Annotated in this window: 24 protein-coding genes; 23 read left to right on the top strand and 1 reads right to left on the bottom strand. The window is 42.5% G+C overall.

Going from position 1 to position 15,814, the window contains the following annotated elements; genetic code table 11:
• Positions 1 to 8 precede the first annotated feature (8 nt).
• From B3143_RS11125 to B3143_RS11025, 21 genes are all read left to right on the top strand, one after another.
• Positions 9 to 1,502, top strand: coding sequence for a terminase (locus tag B3143_RS11125; RefSeq protein ID WP_286740574.1), 1,494 nt, complete (start codon positions 9 to 11; stop codon positions 1,500 to 1,502).
• Positions 1,503 to 1,543: 41 nt separating this feature from the next.
• Entirely contained in the window at positions 1,544 to 2,926 is a 1,383-nt protein-coding gene (locus B3143_RS11120; protein WP_286740624.1) for a DUF4055 domain-containing protein, read from the top strand.
• The gene (locus B3143_RS11115; protein ID WP_286740573.1) at positions 2,892 to 4,013 is read left to right on the top strand and encodes a minor capsid protein; all 1,122 of its coding nucleotides are present in this window, start codon (positions 2,892 to 2,894) and stop codon (positions 4,011 to 4,013) included. The genes B3143_RS11120 and B3143_RS11115 overlap by 35 nt, the downstream gene beginning before the upstream one ends.
• A gap of 200 nt (positions 4,014 to 4,213) precedes the next feature.
• Complete coding sequence (locus B3143_RS11110) at positions 4,214 to 4,441, top strand: hypothetical protein (RefSeq protein WP_286740572.1); 228 nt, start codon at positions 4,214 to 4,216, stop codon at positions 4,439 to 4,441.
• Between the two features lie 96 nt (positions 4,442 to 4,537).
• Positions 4,538 to 5,263, top strand: a complete 726-nt coding sequence (locus B3143_RS11105) for a hypothetical protein (protein ID WP_286740570.1) — start codon at positions 4,538 to 4,540, stop codon at positions 5,261 to 5,263.
• A 2-nt stretch (positions 5,264 to 5,265) separates the two neighbouring features.
• Positions 5,266 to 6,243 (top strand): major capsid protein, encoded by a 978-nt coding sequence (locus tag B3143_RS11100; protein WP_004784400.1) that lies wholly within the window; start codon positions 5,266 to 5,268, stop codon positions 6,241 to 6,243.
• Positions 6,244 to 6,285: 42 nt separating this feature from the next.
• Positions 6,286 to 6,735: a hypothetical protein gene (locus tag B3143_RS11095; protein ID WP_286740568.1), complete on the top strand. Its 450-nt coding sequence runs from the start codon at positions 6,286 to 6,288 to the stop codon at positions 6,733 to 6,735.
• A 4-nt stretch (positions 6,736 to 6,739) separates the two neighbouring features.
• Positions 6,740 to 7,123 (top strand): hypothetical protein, encoded by a 384-nt coding sequence (locus B3143_RS11090; RefSeq protein ID WP_286740566.1) that lies wholly within the window; start codon positions 6,740 to 6,742, stop codon positions 7,121 to 7,123.
• Between the two features lie 8 nt (positions 7,124 to 7,131).
• Positions 7,132 to 7,500 carry a glutamate 5-kinase gene (locus B3143_RS11085; RefSeq protein WP_286740565.1) on the top strand — a complete coding sequence of 123 codons (369 nt, stop codon included), beginning with the start codon at positions 7,132 to 7,134 and terminating at the stop codon, positions 7,498 to 7,500.
• Between the two features lie 177 nt (positions 7,501 to 7,677).
• Positions 7,678 to 8,070 (top strand): hypothetical protein, encoded by a 393-nt coding sequence (locus B3143_RS11080; RefSeq protein ID WP_286740563.1) that lies wholly within the window; start codon positions 7,678 to 7,680, stop codon positions 8,068 to 8,070.
• Positions 8,071 to 8,224: 154 nt separating this feature from the next.
• Positions 8,225 to 8,599: a hypothetical protein gene (locus tag B3143_RS11075; protein WP_286740561.1), complete on the top strand. Its 375-nt coding sequence runs from the start codon at positions 8,225 to 8,227 to the stop codon at positions 8,597 to 8,599.
• On the top strand, positions 8,596 to 9,030 hold the full coding sequence (locus tag B3143_RS11070; protein WP_286740559.1) for a phage tail terminator-like protein: 435 nt from the start codon (positions 8,596 to 8,598) through the stop codon (positions 9,028 to 9,030). The genes B3143_RS11075 and B3143_RS11070 overlap by 4 nt, the downstream gene beginning before the upstream one ends.
• 220 nt (positions 9,031 to 9,250) lie before the next feature.
• Positions 9,251 to 9,472, top strand: a complete 222-nt coding sequence (locus B3143_RS11065) for a hypothetical protein (RefSeq protein WP_286740558.1) — start codon at positions 9,251 to 9,253, stop codon at positions 9,470 to 9,472.
• A 263-nt stretch (positions 9,473 to 9,735) separates the two neighbouring features.
• Positions 9,736 to 10,281 (top strand): phage antirepressor N-terminal domain-containing protein, encoded by a 546-nt coding sequence (locus B3143_RS11060; protein WP_286740556.1) that lies wholly within the window; start codon positions 9,736 to 9,738, stop codon positions 10,279 to 10,281.
• Positions 10,278 to 10,640 (top strand): hypothetical protein, encoded by a 363-nt coding sequence (locus tag B3143_RS11055; RefSeq protein WP_286740555.1) that lies wholly within the window; start codon positions 10,278 to 10,280, stop codon positions 10,638 to 10,640. The genes B3143_RS11060 and B3143_RS11055 overlap by 4 nt, the downstream gene beginning before the upstream one ends.
• A gap of 42 nt (positions 10,641 to 10,682) precedes the next feature.
• Positions 10,683 to 11,645, top strand: coding sequence for a phage tail tube protein (locus tag B3143_RS11050; RefSeq protein ID WP_286740552.1), 963 nt, complete (start codon positions 10,683 to 10,685; stop codon positions 11,643 to 11,645).
• 41 nt (positions 11,646 to 11,686) lie between these two features.
• On the top strand, positions 11,687 to 12,172 hold the full coding sequence (locus tag B3143_RS11045) for a hypothetical protein (RefSeq protein WP_286740551.1): 486 nt from the start codon (positions 11,687 to 11,689) through the stop codon (positions 12,170 to 12,172).
• 2 nt (positions 12,173 to 12,174) lie between these two features.
• A complete protein-coding gene (locus B3143_RS11040; protein ID WP_286740549.1) occupies positions 12,175 to 12,441 on the top strand; it encodes a hypothetical protein in 267 nt (88 codons plus the stop codon).
• Between the two features lie 189 nt (positions 12,442 to 12,630).
• Positions 12,631 to 12,837: a hypothetical protein gene (locus tag B3143_RS11035; RefSeq protein ID WP_286740547.1), complete on the top strand. Its 207-nt coding sequence runs from the start codon at positions 12,631 to 12,633 to the stop codon at positions 12,835 to 12,837.
• Positions 12,838 to 12,842: 5 nt separating this feature from the next.
• Positions 12,843 to 13,568 (top strand): nucleotidyl transferase AbiEii/AbiGii toxin family protein, encoded by a 726-nt coding sequence (locus tag B3143_RS11030; RefSeq protein WP_286740546.1) that lies wholly within the window; start codon positions 12,843 to 12,845, stop codon positions 13,566 to 13,568.
• Positions 13,569 to 13,615: 47 nt separating this feature from the next.
• Positions 13,616 to 14,026: a hypothetical protein gene (locus B3143_RS11025; protein WP_286740545.1), complete on the top strand. Its 411-nt coding sequence runs from the start codon at positions 13,616 to 13,618 to the stop codon at positions 14,024 to 14,026.
• Between the two features lie 237 nt (positions 14,027 to 14,263).
• Here the strand turns inward: B3143_RS11025 and B3143_RS11020 are convergent, their stop codons facing one another.
• Positions 14,264 to 14,626, bottom strand: a complete 363-nt coding sequence (locus B3143_RS11020) for an Arc family DNA-binding protein (RefSeq protein ID WP_081410742.1) — start codon at positions 14,624 to 14,626, stop codon at positions 14,264 to 14,266.
• A gap of 118 nt (positions 14,627 to 14,744) precedes the next feature.
• Between B3143_RS11020 and B3143_RS11015 the strand changes: the two genes are divergently transcribed.
• Together B3143_RS11015 and B3143_RS11010 are read left to right on the top strand one after the other, a co-directional pair.
• Positions 14,745 to 14,900 carry an Arc family DNA-binding protein gene (locus B3143_RS11015; protein WP_286740543.1) on the top strand — a complete coding sequence of 52 codons (156 nt, stop codon included), beginning with the start codon at positions 14,745 to 14,747 and terminating at the stop codon, positions 14,898 to 14,900.
• 88 nt (positions 14,901 to 14,988) lie between these two features.
• Complete coding sequence (locus B3143_RS11010; protein WP_286740542.1) at positions 14,989 to 15,801, top strand: BRO-N domain-containing protein; 813 nt, start codon at positions 14,989 to 14,991, stop codon at positions 15,799 to 15,801.
• The last annotated feature ends 13 nt before the right edge of the window (positions 15,802 to 15,814 follow it).

The following is a 15,814-nucleotide window of genomic DNA, read 5'->3' as shown; positions in this document are numbered from 1 at the left end:
GAGGGCATATGCTTAAACCTGAGCATAGAGCAAAACTTATTGATCAGCACTGGCGGCTAAATAATCTCTACTACATCACTGATAAGAACGGCAAGCAAGTCAAGTTTAAGATGACACTTGAGCAGCTTGAGTATTTTGAAAATGAGTGGTCGAGAAACATCATCCTGAAAGCGCGTCAGCTCGGCTTTACGACTGAGATGTGCATCATTCAATTGGATGCTGCACTATTCATGTCGGATAAATGTGCCTTGATTGCACACACCCTACATGATGCTAAACGTCTGTTTCGGGAAAAGGTCAAATACGCTTATGAGAAGTTGCCACATCCATTACGTGCAGCCAATCCATTAAGCATTGAGACTAAAGAAGAGCTTGTATTCTCCAAAGGTGGATCGGTCACAGTTAGTACGTCATTTCGTGGTGGAACACTCAAGCGGTTACATATTTCGGAGTTCGGTAAGATTTGTGCCAAGTATCCCGATAAGGCGCGTGAGATTGTCACTGGTGCTTTTGAGGCGGTTGGCTTAGGTGGAAAGATCACCCTTGAGTCTACTGCTGAGGGCAAGTCGGGTTATTTCTATGACTACTGCCAGACTGCTGAGAAATTGCAACTTCAAGGTAGAACACTTGGCATCCTGGACTGGAAATTCTTTTTCTTCCCATGGTGGAAGAATCATGATTATGCTTTGCCAGTTACAGCTGAGATTCCGCAGCGCCTAAAAGATTACTTTGCTGAACTAAAAGCTAAATACAACATCCATACCACACCAGAGCAGCAGCAATGGTACTGGCAGAAAGAGAAAACGCTTGGTGAAGACATTAAGCGTGAGTATCCATCTATTCCGTCTGAGGCATTTGCTCAATCAGTAGAAGGTGCTTACTACAAGAAGCAATTCAAATTCTTGTACGAGAATGGTCGTATTGGTGAGTTGCCTGATAATTCACATTTAGATGTGATGACCTCCTGGGATTTGGGTGTGTCGGATTCTATGGCGATCTGGTTCATTCGAAAGATTGGTGAAGATCATTATCAGGTGATTGATTACTACGAAAACTCAGGTGAAGGCATGCGTCATTACTTCAAGGTCTTGAAGGATCGCGGCTATACCTATTCAGCGCATTACGCTCCGCATGATATTCAAAACCGCTCATTGATGAACGATGGTAAATCTCGTCTTGATATTGCCAAAGAAGGTTATGAGATTGACGGGGTGAAATATTCAGTTCGTTTCCAGGTGGTTCCCAATATTGGAATCATGGACGGCATTGAATTGGCTCGTGAAATCCTGCCTCGATGTGAGTTTGATGAAACCAAGTGTGAGGAAGGTATTTCTCATCTGGAAAACTACCGCAAAGAGTGGGATGACAAGAAGGGCTGCTGGAAGGATAAACCTCTGCATGACCACACTTCGCATGGTGCCGATGGGTTTAGATATTTTGCTGTGGCGATGAGTAAAAGAGAACGCAAGGTTCAGACACGTAGAATCCGCGGCATGGCTTAAACATTTTGCACCTTTCGGGGTGCTTTTTTATTGGTGTATTTATGGCAGTTACAGATCAACATCCGCAGTATATTGCTGCAAAGAAAAGCTGGCAGGTAATGCAGGATGCTGTAGCCGGTGAAGAAGCTATTAAGTTGGCAACGACCCAATATCTATCAAAATCAGCAGGGATGGTTGAAGCTGAAAAGCAGGGCGATCTAACCGGTGAAATCTATAAGGGCTATGTCTCCCGGGCGCAATATCCTTTATGGGTGCAAGATTCACTACGGACAATGATTGGGCTGGTATCTAAACTGAATCCTGAAATCAATTTGCCTAGTAATCTAATGGCTGGGCTAAGCGAAAACGCCACCAATGATGGATTTGGCTTAAAACAGCTATTTATCCGGGTTGTGCTAGAGCTACTCAAGTATGGTCGCTGCGGCCTTCTGGTTGATGTGGATAGTGACGGGAAGCCATATTTTGCGCTGTATAACGCTCTATCTATTATTAACTGGAAGGAAAATAATGTTGGTGGTCGTCGAGACCTGAACCTAGTGGTGCTTGAGGAGCAATTCGAGAATAGTGAAGATGAATTTAGCCATAGCACTAAGACTGTTCACCGGGTTTTAGGTCTAAAAGATAGATCTTTGAATGTTCGATTATTTGACGGCAGCACTGAGCAGGATAAAACTCCGACACTAGGTAGTAACAGTTTAAGTTTCACGCCTTTTGTATTTTGTGGCACGACAGACAATTCTCCAAGTGTGGGGACTGTACCGCTACTGACTATGGCTAAGGCCGCATTGAAGTATTACCAGTTATCGGCAGATTACTTCCAGTCTTTGCATCACACAGCTCATCCACAACCATGGATTAGTGGCTTGGATGATGACGATGATGTTTCTGTGACAGGTGTAATGGCGGCATGGCTCCTGCCTAAAGAAGCGAAATGCGGATACTTAGAGATTCAAGGAGTTGGTATTGATAAAACCAAAGCTGAAATGGATGCACAGAAAAATGCAGCATTAGAAGCAGGTGCCAAGGTTATTGATACCAATACGCAAGAGTCAGGTGAAGCGCGTCGAGCTAGACAAGAAGATCAGCATGCAAGCTTACATAGCATTGTTATGTGTGCAGCTGAAGCAATCGAGCAGGCAATTAAGTATGCAGCCCAGTGGTTAAAGCTGGACCCATCAAAATATACATTCAGTGTTAAGCCAGAGTTCAGCTCTACCGCATATGACATAGAGTTAGCTAAACAGCTATATGAAGGTGCGATTGCTGGTAAAAACTCATTCCAGACTTATTGGGAATACATTGCGACAGGTAATTTGCCAGAGCATGAGTATAAGGATGAGATGGAACGAGTCGAGCAAGAGAATGCGGGTGCTTTACTAGGTATGAACTATGAACGACCAAATAGCACAACGAGCAATACTTAATGCTTTAAGCCAGCATTCAGCCTATAGCTATCGAGCATCAACCCAAGCTGTAAGTGAGGTTTTAAGCCGATTTTACGGTCTGTCTAATAAGATGGTGTCAGAATTAAGGGAATTGCTCGAAAACCTGTCTGAGGCTGAAAGGATCGCATTGGCGAGTGGTCAATATACAACTGATCAATTGAAAGAGATTCGAAACCTGCTGAATGACCGGTTTAAAGAGATTTTGGTTGAGGTGCCAGAAACCTTTCACCAGTCAGCGGTTAGCATGGCGGTGTATGAAGCATCGTACGTCAGTCAGTTAATGACAGGTGCAGCAGCTTCGGTCAGTGGTGAGCAGCTTTATAAAAAAGCAAAAGCAACTCCATTGGCAGGCGGTCAGCTTATTAATGAAATGTTTGGCTTTGTACTGGATAAGGCTCGAAAGCAGGTTGAATATGCGATTCGTGATGGTATCAATCAGGGCCAAACCAATCAGGAAATTATTACCCGCATCCGTGGCAAGCGAACCAAGGTAGGCAATCAGTACGCTTATGTTGGCGGTATCTGGGATGCGACCAAGGTAGAGATTGAACGCACGGTTCGGACCGCACGAAGTCATGTGGCGAATATTTCATATGACGATACCTGGAAGGCACTTGGATTCACTCATGTGAAATTCGTCAGTACTTTGGATGGTCGTACCTCTAAACAATGCGCATCATTGGATGCCAATGTCTATGACATCAGTAGGGCTTACCCAAAACCGCCACTTCATTATAACTGCCGGTCTGTACTGGTCGGTTGTGATGCTGATGGTGATATTGCCGGTAAGCGTCCTTTTGTAATGGATGAGCGTAAGGTGCGTGATATCCCGAAAGACCAACGCGAGGGGATTATTGGCCAGCTAGATGCAAATACATCGTTTAAAAAGTTCTTCGACCAGACTGATGAGTTTTTCCAAAAGGAATGGCTCGGCCCATCGCGTTACAAGCTCTACAAAGAAGGCAATTACAGCATCGATAAGTTTGTCGATCCGCAAGGTGCTATGTACACGCTGGATGAGTTGAAGGCGCTGGATGCGAAGACGTTTAAGGAGTTGGGGTTATGAGGTCAATAACATCAGTTTTAGACATTAATGAAATTCGCTACATCTTGAGCATGGATCTCATTTTAATTCCATTTCGCGCCAACGCGGTGCGCAGACAAATGATGTGGATGAGTCTTGGTTATTCAGTTAGAAAGCCGGTAGCCCTATGACCACACCTGAGCAACAAATCATTTATGACTTAATTTTAAAGGCTTGGACAAATGAAAGACGTTGAATTAAAGCTTGTTGAAGGCACCAATCAATTTGTACTTGTGGATGCCGAAACCAAACAAGAGATAGGCATTCAGTCAAATGTTAGTGCTGAGTGTAGTGTGGATGGAATGACGATTGTGACTGCAACCTTCCAGATACCACCTAAGAAAAAGACACCTGTTATACGAAGCTCAATTAATCAAAAAGATATTGAGTTGAGCAATCAGCGCAAATAAACCAAATCCAAACCTAGACCCAAACGGGTCTTTTTTTATGCCTGCGCAAAGCTCAGGTATCTCAAATCCGCCAGGCGGTTATTCAAGGAATAAACAATGTCAGACCAAATTGATTTAGAAAATCCAGAAGTTAAAGCAGCCATTCAAAAGGCTGTCGATGAGCAGGTACAGGGTTTAAAAACCAAAAACACCGAGCTGATTCAAGCCAATAAAGATCTTAAAACCGAACTAGGTGGGATTAAGTCTCAGCTAGAAGGTGTAGATCTTACAGCCGTTAAAGAGTTGCTGAATAAAGCTGGTCAGGATGAAGAGTCAAAACTTATTGCCGAGGGCAAGATTGATGAAGTCATCCAGAAACGTACCGAAAAGATGCGACAGGAATATGAGCGCTTAATTTCAACTGAAAAGCAGCGTGCAGACAAAGCCGAAGCTTATGCAAATAAGTTCAAGCAGTCCGTGGTCCAGGGTCAAATTGTACAAGCAGCAGTAGAGCTAGGGGCCTTAAGTGAGGCTACAGCAGATATTGCCTTCTTGGCTCAATCCCAATTCTCTCTAGATGAAAACGGCAAGGCTGTGGCCATCGATGAAAATGGGGAAGTGATTATTGGGAAAGACGGCACCAATCCTCTGTCTCCAAAAGAATGGGTTGAAGGCTTACGTGAGAAGAAAGCTTATTTCTGGCCTAAAGCGAATGGTTCTGGTGCACCTGGTTCGGGTACTCCAAACAAAAAATGGTCTGACTATACAGAAGCAGAGCGAGCCGCTTTAGCTCGTGAAAATCCAAATGCATTTCAGCAATTAGTCAAAACTAAAGGTACTTAAATATGGCTACAACTCAATTATCAGATGTTTTTGTTGGGGATTACTACCAGACACTTGATCCGGTCAACTCTCCAGAGAAAACAGCTGTCTATCAGTCGGGCATCGTTGTAAAAAATGAAGCTCTCGATGCTATTGCTAATAATGGCCAAGGGTCTTCTACGATTGCATACTGGCAAGATCTAGATGCAGATGAAGCGCCTAACCTGTCCAATGATGATCCAGACGATCTGGGTGAAGTTGGTAAAGCAGCTCAAGGTTCAATGCAAGCTCGTACACTGTATCTAAACAAAGGATATGGCGTAGCGGATTTAACAGCCGAACTAGCCAATTCAGAGCCAATGCAGCACATTCGCAACCGCTTCGGTAAATACTGGGAGCGCCAATGGCAGCGTTACTTACTTGGCTCTGCCCGAGGTGTGATTGCTTCCAATATCGCAAATGACGGTGGAGACATGGTCATTGATGCGGGTGCTACCATCTCAGCTGGTGCATTCCAGGATGCGGCATTTACTGCAGGTGATACGGCCGATCAGTTCTCAGCAATGGGTGTTCACTCAGTCGTAATGAACCAGATGGTGAAGCAGGACCTTATTGAATACCTACGAGACTCTGAAGGTCGCATTATCTTGGCCACTTACCTAGGTAAACCAATCTTTATGGATGATGGTTTGACTTACGGCAATGGCCAGTACCTATCTCTGATCTTTGGTGCCGGTGCATTCGGTTACGGTGAGGGTACACCTAAAGTTCCTGTTGAGCTTGAGCGCAAGCCATCTGGTGGTAATGGTGGTGGTGCTGAAATCCTCTGGGAACGTAAGACTTACCTGCTGCAACCTGCAGGTTTCTCTTGGAAGGGTAATACCAGTCCAAACACCTCTCCGACTATTGCGCAGTATGCTAATGCTGCAAACTGGGAGCGTGTATTTGATCGTAAGCAGGTTCCATTTGCTGCGGTTATCTCTGGCACAGCAACACCTTAATAAACATGGCGACTTCGGTCGCCTTTGTTTTGGAGCATAAAGATGAAAGTAGTTTATACAGAAAACATTCCCAAGCATCCCGATCCTGATGTTTGTTATCGAAGCTCATTCTTGGGTGTAATCGGTGGTGTGACTTCAGTTGAAGTAGATGAAGATTTTCCAGATGCCGATCTGGTCGATCAAGCCTATGCATTTCTCGACAATCAACCTAAAAACCAAGCGGTTTCACTGAATGTAGGCATCACTCCTGAGCTTCAGGCCAGCCTTGATGAAGCGAAAGCTGAATGTGAAAAGGTGGTAGCTGAAAATTCTGAATTGACTGAGCAGCTTGATAAAGAACGTGAAGCAGTCAAAAAGCTGGCATCTGAAAATGATGAATTAAAGGCTAAAGTCAAAGAGCTGGAAGCTAAGGCCAAAAAGCTCACTGCTGCAGAAACTAAAGCCGCAAAAGCAGCAGAAGATACGAAAGAAGTGGATCAACCGAAGGGATAAAACAATGAGCTTTGTCACTGAAACAGAAGTGCTGGAAAACGTGCCCGAATTTGCTGGTCAAAGCGCTAGTGACAAGGCTCGTTTGCTCTCCCAAGTAGATGCGTATTTACGATCGCGTAATGTAAAAGAGTATCTTGAACCTAGTCAGGTGCCAAAACCGCTTAAGTTAGCCTCCTACGAGATTATTAGAGGGATTCTGGCGGGTAAGCTTTATCAAGGTAAGGCTGCCACTGTAGTGAGTAAGACCGTATCGGCCCAATCTGGAACCAGCGTTTCCAAAACCTTTGCGGCAGGATCGGAAGATTTAAACACTTATGAGCAATACATCCTTGACTTGATCAAACCCTATACCAAGCGATCTTCAGTGCAGTTTCTAAAAAGGATTTAAGTATGGGTATGAGAGACGAACTCCAGGAAGAACTCGCGGTCGCATTCAATGAAGATCTGGCCGATGCTGTCGATTCATTTACCTGTGAAAAACTGATTTACTCAGGTGAGTTTGATTTTGAAACGCAGACTTACCCCATTGTTGGTGATGAATCCTATTCAGGGCGTGGCGTCCTGTTTGGCTCGTATTTAAAAGATATGGTTAAGCCAATTGATTATCAGGTAACAGACTCTAAGGCCATTGTTCTGCAAAATGAAGTTACTGCGGTACCACAGATTGGTGATGTTTGGGCAACCAGTAAAGGTGATTTTAAAGTCGTGAATATTGGTGCTGATCCAGTAGCAGCGACCTATACGATTCAATTGAGGAAGGTTTAAAAATAACCTATACTCATGATGAGTTTGTAGTTTAAGGGGCAAGAGCCCTGGTTTGGAAAAACGTCAGGTTCTGGATAGTGTTGCTGAAATACGTGTAAATCCTATCCGCCTGAAAAAGCGAGTTCGATCCTCGCCAAACTTAACCCACTTCGGTGGGTTTTTTAATGGGTGGAATTTATGATCAACAATAACTATGTACCCGAATGGCACATCTCACCCTTTGAACACTCGAAATACACTTTGGTTCGCAATCAAGATCAATTCGATCTGTTATTCGATGATGTGACTGACACACAAGAGTTTCTTCATTTGGGTGCGGGTGCTCAGGTTGATTATTACGATGGTGGCAAGCATTGCATTGTTCAGTTGGGTGATTGCAGTGAAAGAACATTGATTGAGGTACATGGGCTTTTATTGCATGAAGCTGTGCATATTTGGCAGCGGATTAAAAAGCTGATGGGTGAGAAAAAGCCTAGCACCGAATTTGAAGCCTATTCAATACAGCGTATTGCTCAGGATCTATTTTCAATGTTTCAGGAGAGTGAAACTGATGGCCTGGGAAGTACATGAAATCCATGACTCAGTTCATGTGATACCTCAAAACGATTTAAAGCCACATGATTTCAATCCTGATTGCAAATGTGGTGTGAAATATGAGGATGGTATCTACGTTCATAACTCTTACGATGAGCGAGAACTGACTGAGAATTTGCCGAGGTGCTAGATGGCCTGGAAAAACAAACCGAGTAATTTTGCGCTTGATGTGGTGAAGAATGCAGACGACCATCTCAAAAAGATCATAGGCGAAACATTACAGCAAGTCGTTGTGCGCTCACCTGTCATGGATGGTGAGTTTCGGGCATCACATAAAGTAACGCTTGATTCACATCAAAACACTTATGAAAAAGGCTATGACCTTTCAGGCAATGAAACGCTACGAGAAGGACTGCAAATAGCATCTACAGCGAAAATAGGCGGTCTTGTATATATCCAGACTAATAGTCCATATGGCCTAGCTTTAGAAAATGGTCACAGTCAACAAGCCCCTAATGGTGTCTATGCGCTTTCATTCCGATACGTTTGTGAGAAATACAGATGATGACCAATACCCAAGCCTTACAAGCAATTCTTGCGCGTGTTGGCACATTCACTGGCATGCCTAAAGCGAATATTCAGTTGGCGAATAATCCACAAGCTGGTGGCAAACCATATGAGCCACCAGCTGGGCAGATCTGGGCGAAGGTCACAGTAAAGAATGCGGGTACGTTTATTTCCGGTATTGGTGATCAGCCTTGCACACGCACACCAGGCATTGTCTTTATCCAGTTATTTGCACCGCTTCATTCAGGAACGCTTGAATTATCCAAACTTGCTGATAAATGGGCCAAACACATGCAGTTCTATAAGTCTGGCGATCTGGAAATGCTTCAGGCTGATATTCTGGATGCTGGGCATTCATCAGCAATCGGCGATCCTTCAACTATGAGCTTTTATCAGTATAATGTGAATGTGTCTTATCGGGTGAATTGAGATGAAAAGCCTAAACCATCGTGAGTCTATAGAGGAAATCAACAGGCAGATTGAGGCGAAGGGATTTTGTTCTGAAGACGACAAGAATGCTTTAAGGTATCATGAGGGTCAGCAGAAAAAGAATGCATTTAAAGAGCTCAAGAGTGAGCTTAGCAAGCCTTTTGTAAAAATACTTGACCGAATCAGTAAGGCTCTATCTTAGAGTATTGAGATTAAATCTATGAACGAATACCAAAAGATGCTCCATGAAATCGAAGCCAAAAAACAAGAATTAGAGCAACGCATTGCGGCAGCAGTTCAGGCGGAAGTATCTAAATGGCAGCAGGAAAACAGCTTACCCATTCGTGAAGTCTACATTGATTTAGAGGACGTCAGTGAAATGGGCAGTCCTAAGCTATATGAAGTTACAGGCGCCTCAGTCGATATAGATTTTAAACCTTAGATTACACACCAAAGTAAAATTCCATTTAAACGAACCTGTCCTTAGCGGCAGGTTTTTTAATAAAAAACTTTCAGTACTCGAAATGGGAAAATTGGATAATTAGCCAATTTTTCAACTGAGAAAATGAGCCTTGCAGCGATGCAGGGCTTTTTTTATGCCTGTTTTCAGGCAAATCACTGGCTAGAACGACGGTTCGAAAAGCGCGTTTCCATGTTCAACGTGCCTGCCAGTTTCTTTTTTTTGAGCATGATCAGGAGAATGCTATGAAGATGGTAGCGCAACCGCAGACTGTATTTTTTCACAATACTCAATTATCAATTGTTGAATGCAACAACCAGCCTTACGTGCCAATGAAATTGGTTGTCGAGAGCATGGGTTTGGATTGGAAGAGCCAGCACAGAAAGCTTGCTTCAAATCCGAGATGGGGTATGGTCAAAATGACCATCCCTTCAAGTGGTGGTATTCAGGAGATGCTTTGTATTCCACTGCGAAAACTATTTGGATGGTTTAATTCAATCAGTGCAAACAAAGTAAAGCCTGAATGCAAAGAGGCTGTCATCAAATACCAAGAAGAATGTGATGATGTGCTCTGGAATCACTGGACAGGCAAATTGAATGCTAGACACAAGGCTTTTGACGAGTTGAATAAAATCGATATGGATGAAAAAATTTCACAGGCAAAAGCCACGTTACACAGTCATGGATTACACCTGCGTAAAGCCGAAAAGAAAACCAACAAGCAGAAGCGTCAAGACTGGATTAATAAAAATACCCTATTGCTTAATTTCGGTGAGGAGGGTCTAGCGTGAATCCAATTACAGACAATGCATACCTCATTTTTGCGTGTAGACAGGTAAGTGATGGTGATGTAGAGGCTGACTTTATTATTGACGGCATTGTGTATGTTGTAGTGGCAGCATCTAAGGCCAATATGCTTAACCTTGCTGAAAAGCAGGAAGAAATAGAAACCAAATTCCCAAAACATAAAATCATTGTGACACAACGACCATTGTTCAACTTAATTGAAACACTGGATCAGCTTGAGCAATTGGAAGCCGCAATGATTGCAGATGGTGATCTGATTGATAGCAAGCCTACCGGTCGAATCGTTGATGCATTCAATTGGAATAAAAAGCATGACGGAGCAAGACAGCGCGGCCACTGCTAAAGAGAAATTTAAAAACCAATGCCACCGAAAGGTGGTTTTTTTATGCCTAAAATTAAGGAGCACACTATGTCATCCAAAGGCACTGATGTAGTTATCTACATTGCAAAAGAAGAGTCACCTAATGTTTTGCCTGCAGTGCCTGTCTGGCATACGTTGCGTCGAAACTCTGACTCATTAAAGAAAACCGTTTCGCTTACCGAATCTGATGAAATTGTAGATTCTCGTTTTGATCAAGGTTCAGTTGCGACCTCGGGTGAAGCGACTGGCACCATTGAGTATGAACTATCGGCTTTAAGCCAAGATATTCTGCTTGAAGGTGCAGCCGGTAATATATTTGTAGAAGATGGTGTAACAGGTGTTGCTACTCTTGAAATTGGTGGCATGGAATTAGATACCTTTACCATTGTAAAGCATGATAAAAAACTAAACTTTATCCAAGTATTCTCAGGTGCCCGAATTGGCGAATTAACCATTCAAGGCGACACCGAAGGCAAAATCACAGGCTCTGCAACAATTAGCGCTACAGGCTACTCAAACCCAGCAACAAGCCCTGTAACTGCACCACTTGCTGCACCTGATACGCCATTCATGTCATCCATTAACGTGAATACATTCAAAATTAATGGCGTGAGTACTGTGGGTACTGCATGTGCTGAGTCGTTCACTATTTCGATTAACAACAACCTAACTGCTCGCCCATGTCTAGGCAATCAGAGCATCATTCCAAACCGCTACACTGAAGGCAAAGTGAATATTGGTCTTAGTGCGACAGTGGTTTTAACTGAGCAATCTAAAGCCTGGATTCCATATGTTGAATCACGCGAAACCATGACTGCCGAAATTGGCATTGAAGATACTCAAGGCAATGCTTACGGGTTCCATTTCTCTAAATTGGAACTCGATAATGATGGCATGTCAGACACCAATGCGACCGACGACCACACGCTGGCTTTAGAGTTTAAGCAGGTCAAAGTGGCACCAACCATCACACGCTCAGTTGCATAACCATAGCCGCCTTCGGGCGGTTTTCTTTTGGAAGATCAAACATGGCTTTAAAAGTAGCAATTCAACAAAGTAAAGAAGTCGCCCTCTGGAAAGAATATAAAGACAGTGAAGGAAATGTTTTAGCAGAGTTCAAGATTCGCGGCTCTGACTACAAGGCATATCGGGTAGCGGTTGAACGTGCACAGAATCAGTTGTCATCGAAAGGCTATGATGTGGCGACTGCGGGTAGTGATGACAAGCTTTATCATGAGCTATTACTTGAGGCTGCTGCATGTCACTTGGTGGCTGACTGGAAAGGCGTGGTCTTTGTTGAAAATGACAAAGAAATTGAACCAGAATGCTCACCTGAGAACGCAAACAAGCTTTTCAATATGGGTGATATTGGCGTGGCAATCTGGGCCTTTGTAAAAGCACAAGCTGACCAGATTCAAACTGAAGCAAACAGCTATCGAGATGAAGTGTTGGGAAAGTTGCAGAACTCTACCGATACCTCAACCAGTACGCAGGACTCAGCGAGCACCAAATAAAGTTGCGTGAAAAGCAGGGGCATGAATTACCTGATCCGCCAGTATATTCATATACAGCCAATGCTTTAATCGAAGCCTATAACGTCATTTCACGTTCACGCAGATATGAGCAAGGCACACCGTTAGCATTGGGTATTGCTGATCTTAACGCTTATTGTGAGCAGTATGAGTTGCCGGTGGAGCGTTATATTTTTAATGCAGTCATCTTTGATCTGGATAACCGTTTTATTGATGAAGCTTACAAGAAGATGAGCAAGAAATCAGCGTGAGTTGGTTTTTGCTCAATCTCACCACTTATAATGCTTAACGCCGATGCAAGAGAACAAAACGTCACAAGAGCTGACGAAACGATGATAATTCGTTATTGACGGTGATGTCACTATCAAATACTATGTCAATATATTATTAATCTAGGTGTTAATATTTAGGCACCCAGTCATATCATATAGGTATAGCATATGAATCTAATTGCAAGAAAAGAGTATCCTGCTTTAGATTATATTTTATGGGATACTGCAGCTGAGCAAATTCCTGCTGAAAGAGCTTTTCATCTTTATGAAAAAAGATGGAAATATATTGATGCTCAACAACTAACTGGCAAAGAAAGAAATCTGATCGATAGATTGACTCAGATCATTGGTCATGGATTATTTTTGGCAGCATAATTTTCATGCTTGAATTTACCCGTCCTCATCATAAATTAATTCAAAAAGCCTTAAGGAATTTTAATTCTGAATACTTAGATGAACATCGAATATTATTTGGTGGAGGTACTAGGATTGCTCTTGAATTAGACGAATACCGTGAATCCATAGACATCGATTTTCTTTGCCCGGATAAAGAGTCTTACCGAGCAGTTCGGGCAGTAGTAACTCCCAATAGCTTGGGTAATATTGTAAAAAGTGAATTTGAGTATCTTCGAGAAATTCGACTTGATCGAGATGGCACGCGCTGCTTTATTCAAATGGAAGGCGTGCCTATTAAGTTGGAATTTGTATCTTTTGCTAATTATGAGATCAAAAAAGACGAGATAAATCAATTTGAAGTTCCCTCTATCGATCATCAATCATGTTACTTAACAAAAATTCTAGCAAATGCAGATCGATATAATGACAGGCCTTATAAAGATATATTTGATCTGCTAACAATGTTTGAAAATTGGGGTGAAATATCAGATGAAACTTGGCACGCTGCAGACAATCATTATAGTTTCAAAGAGGTATTTAGGGGGCTTGAGATTGCTTGTAGTAAAATCCAAGATGATCCTCAGAAATACCTAACAATAGCATGTGATGAGTTGAAAATAGAGTCAATGCGCGCCAATCAGATTGTTTTTGAGGTCAATACCAAATTTGCTGCCTATATTAGGCAGAAAAAAGAATTTTATATAAAGTAAACCAAGCCTCCTCCGGGAGGTTTCTTTTTGAGCGAAGAATTAGTATCTTGTTTGTTGATAATTTTAAAAATCACGGAATTATAATGGCAAACTTAACTATACATGCTGGCGACTTCACAAAGGGTAAGGGCTCAATCACTATATTGGGTGGGGTTTTTACAATTTCTGCACCATGGGCGGCAGGCGATGGTTTTTCTGGTAATGTTCAGTCATTTTCCAGTGTCGAAATTGAAGAGATAACTGTAGCAACTGAAGAAAATGTAAAAAGAATAGGTGGTACGATTGGGTGGGGTGTTGCTGGTGCAGCACTGCTAGGCCCAGTTGGTTTGCTTGCGGGCTTGTTGCTTGGTGGTAAAGGTAAGGATGTCACGTTCATCTTGAAGTTTAAAGATGGGCGAAAAATGCTAGCTACCACTGATAGTAAAACGTTTACTAAGTTAGCAGCCATGGCATTCTAATAAATAATCAGATTAAAAAAGCACCTTAGGGTGTTTTTTTTGGTGCTTATCACATATGAAGTACTCTGCAAATTTGCAGAGGCGATATGAGAATTTGCATATCATGATGCCGGAAAATCAGCATCATATCGGGAGCCTCAAATTGAGGCTCTGGAGGCAAGGCTCAGATGTGAGCATTGACCCTCAACTTGAGGGTCAATGGTAACAGCACTCGGATTGAGGGTCGTTGCTGAGTGATTAGGGTGTTTTCTTTTTAAATATTGGCAATTGGCTTAGGTATCTCTTGTATTGCGATTGCATTAACTTAGTTGCTTCGAGATATAGTTTTTGATCGCCAATAAGATTATCTCCGTGCTGGGCGTGTAGTTGATCTATCGACATTTGACAGGCTTGAACGCTAGCAGTAAAGAATCCCTCCAGGAAGTTATTTACTGCTTTTTCAAACTCTTCTTCTGAGTAACTTTTTGTATTCTCAAAGCTCTGCTCTAAACGCAACTGAGCTTCCGCATTAATGGATCTGCTATTAGTTTTAGCTACCTCTGCGATTCTAAATTTTAATTCAGCGGGTATGCGCAAGTTAAATTGAACTTCATTAGACATGGGTAATCCAAAAATTGTTAGCATTTCATTAGCAAAATATATTGACACAGTGATTTCATTTTTGCTATGTTAGATATTGTTAGCAATTAGCTAATATTTTAATAGTGAGGATTTGCTAATGCAGCAAAACATTACGCAATTAAACGTTCGGGTTCCGCAAGAGATAAAGGATTTTTTGCAAGAAGAGGCGAAGAAAGATGAAAGGTCTTTGAATAGCCATATTGTGAAAATTTTTAAAACTCTTAAAGAGCAATCTAAAGAAGTTAAATCATGAAACTTATAGGCAATAAAAAACCCCTAGCAATCTTGGCGGATGAAGGGGCTTTGAATGTCTCAACTACATCAAATAAGAGAGAATTCGTATGACGAGTTTAGCATTAAGTTTTAACGAAGTAAATTTCACACCTGTTCAGCAGGACAATCAAACATGGATTACTTCACGTGAGCTTGGACAAGCTCTAGGTTATTCGCGTGAAGACGCAGTTAATAAGATTTTTGAGCGTAATTCAGATGAGTTCACAGGGAGTATGGCCCGCAACGTCAAATTGACGTTACAGGGTCAAGCCCGAGAGGTTCGAGTATTTTCTTTACGTGGCTGTCATTTAATAGCGATGCTTTCAAGAACAGCAATTGCCAAACAATTCCGTAAATGGGTTTTGGATGTTTTGGATCGTGAAGTTGTTACTAAGCAGCTTGAGGGTCGCCAATCCATCTCACCGGAACAACAAGCCTTACTTCATGAAATCGTGGCTCGTCGGTCACAAGGTGAACGTAAAATCTTTGCTGAAATGTGGGCGCGTCATAACCGACACTTTAAAATCCCGCGCTATGCAGAGCTTTTAGAGATTCATTTTCCGGAAGCAGTCCATTATCTGGAGACAATGGATCTAAAAGCGAAGGTGGAAAAGCAGGAGGTTAGAGCTTTACCCTATCCGCAAGAGGTTATTCAGGTGGCTCAACAGATCAGCAATGAGTTCAATAACTCGAAATACGACTCATGGCATGTAAGTGCTAGAAATGGCGTGCTGACTGCGATGCCACTACCACCAGGGTTTTACCCAACAATGGATATTGCTGAGTTTACTAAGCGTTTTGATAGTGTGTTGGATTTGCTGTATGGCACTGATACGCTACGAGTAGGGCGGCATTTTCTAAGAGAGCGTAATAGCAAATAAACAAAACCACTCT

Source organism: Acinetobacter sp. UBA1496 (assembly GCF_002324975.1).
Taxonomy (GTDB): Bacteria; Pseudomonadota; Gammaproteobacteria; order Pseudomonadales; family Moraxellaceae; genus Acinetobacter; species Acinetobacter variabilis.
The sequence above is the reverse complement of the archived record's forward strand: the minus strand, read 5'-3'. Positions and strand labels throughout refer to the sequence as shown.

What these genes read in the sequence shown, in the direction of transcription:
- B3143_RS11085 (WP_286740565.1), top strand. Translation starts at nt 7,132, where the DNA reads ATGAGAGACGAACTCCAGGAAGAACTCGCGGTCGCATTCAATGAAGAT.
- B3143_RS11125 (WP_286740574.1), top strand. Translation starts at nt 9, where the DNA reads ATGCTTAAACCTGAGCATAGAGCAAAACTTATTGATCAGCACTGGCGG.
- B3143_RS11070 (WP_286740559.1), top strand. Translation starts at nt 8,596, where the DNA reads ATGATGACCAATACCCAAGCCTTACAAGCAATTCTTGCGCGTGTTGGC.
- B3143_RS11035 (WP_286740547.1), top strand. Translation starts at nt 12,631, where the DNA reads ATGAATCTAATTGCAAGAAAAGAGTATCCTGCTTTAGATTATATTTTA.
- B3143_RS11090 (WP_286740566.1), top strand. Translation starts at nt 6,740, where the DNA reads ATGAGCTTTGTCACTGAAACAGAAGTGCTGGAAAACGTGCCCGAATTT.
- B3143_RS11100 (WP_004784400.1), top strand. Translation starts at nt 5,266, where the DNA reads ATGGCTACAACTCAATTATCAGATGTTTTTGTTGGGGATTACTACCAG.
- B3143_RS11110 (WP_286740572.1), top strand. Translation starts at nt 4,214, where the DNA reads ATGAAAGACGTTGAATTAAAGCTTGTTGAAGGCACCAATCAATTTGTA.
- B3143_RS11050 (WP_286740552.1), top strand. Translation starts at nt 10,683, where the DNA reads ATGCCTAAAATTAAGGAGCACACTATGTCATCCAAAGGCACTGATGTA.
- B3143_RS11045 (WP_286740551.1), top strand. Translation starts at nt 11,687, where the DNA reads ATGGCTTTAAAAGTAGCAATTCAACAAAGTAAAGAAGTCGCCCTCTGG.
- B3143_RS11115 (WP_286740573.1), top strand. Translation starts at nt 2,892, where the DNA reads ATGAACGACCAAATAGCACAACGAGCAATACTTAATGCTTTAAGCCAG.
- B3143_RS11020 (WP_081410742.1), bottom strand. Translation starts at nt 14,626, where the DNA reads ATGTCTAATGAAGTTCAATTTAACTTGCGCATACCCGCTGAATTAAAA.
- B3143_RS11120 (WP_286740624.1), top strand. Translation starts at nt 1,544, where the DNA reads ATGGCAGTTACAGATCAACATCCGCAGTATATTGCTGCAAAGAAAAGC.
- B3143_RS11030 (WP_286740546.1), top strand. Translation starts at nt 12,843, where the DNA reads ATGCTTGAATTTACCCGTCCTCATCATAAATTAATTCAAAAAGCCTTA.
- B3143_RS11095 (WP_286740568.1), top strand. Translation starts at nt 6,286, where the DNA reads ATGAAAGTAGTTTATACAGAAAACATTCCCAAGCATCCCGATCCTGAT.
- B3143_RS11065 (WP_286740558.1), top strand. Translation starts at nt 9,251, where the DNA reads ATGAACGAATACCAAAAGATGCTCCATGAAATCGAAGCCAAAAAACAA.
- B3143_RS11060 (WP_286740556.1), top strand. Translation starts at nt 9,736, where the DNA reads ATGAAGATGGTAGCGCAACCGCAGACTGTATTTTTTCACAATACTCAA.
- B3143_RS11075 (WP_286740561.1), top strand. Translation starts at nt 8,225, where the DNA reads ATGGCCTGGAAAAACAAACCGAGTAATTTTGCGCTTGATGTGGTGAAG.
- B3143_RS11080 (WP_286740563.1), top strand. Translation starts at nt 7,678, where the DNA reads ATGATCAACAATAACTATGTACCCGAATGGCACATCTCACCCTTTGAA.
- B3143_RS11015 (WP_286740543.1), top strand. Translation starts at nt 14,745, where the DNA reads ATGCAGCAAAACATTACGCAATTAAACGTTCGGGTTCCGCAAGAGATA.
- B3143_RS11105 (WP_286740570.1), top strand. Translation starts at nt 4,538, where the DNA reads ATGTCAGACCAAATTGATTTAGAAAATCCAGAAGTTAAAGCAGCCATT.
- B3143_RS11010 (WP_286740542.1), top strand. Translation starts at nt 14,989, where the DNA reads ATGACGAGTTTAGCATTAAGTTTTAACGAAGTAAATTTCACACCTGTT.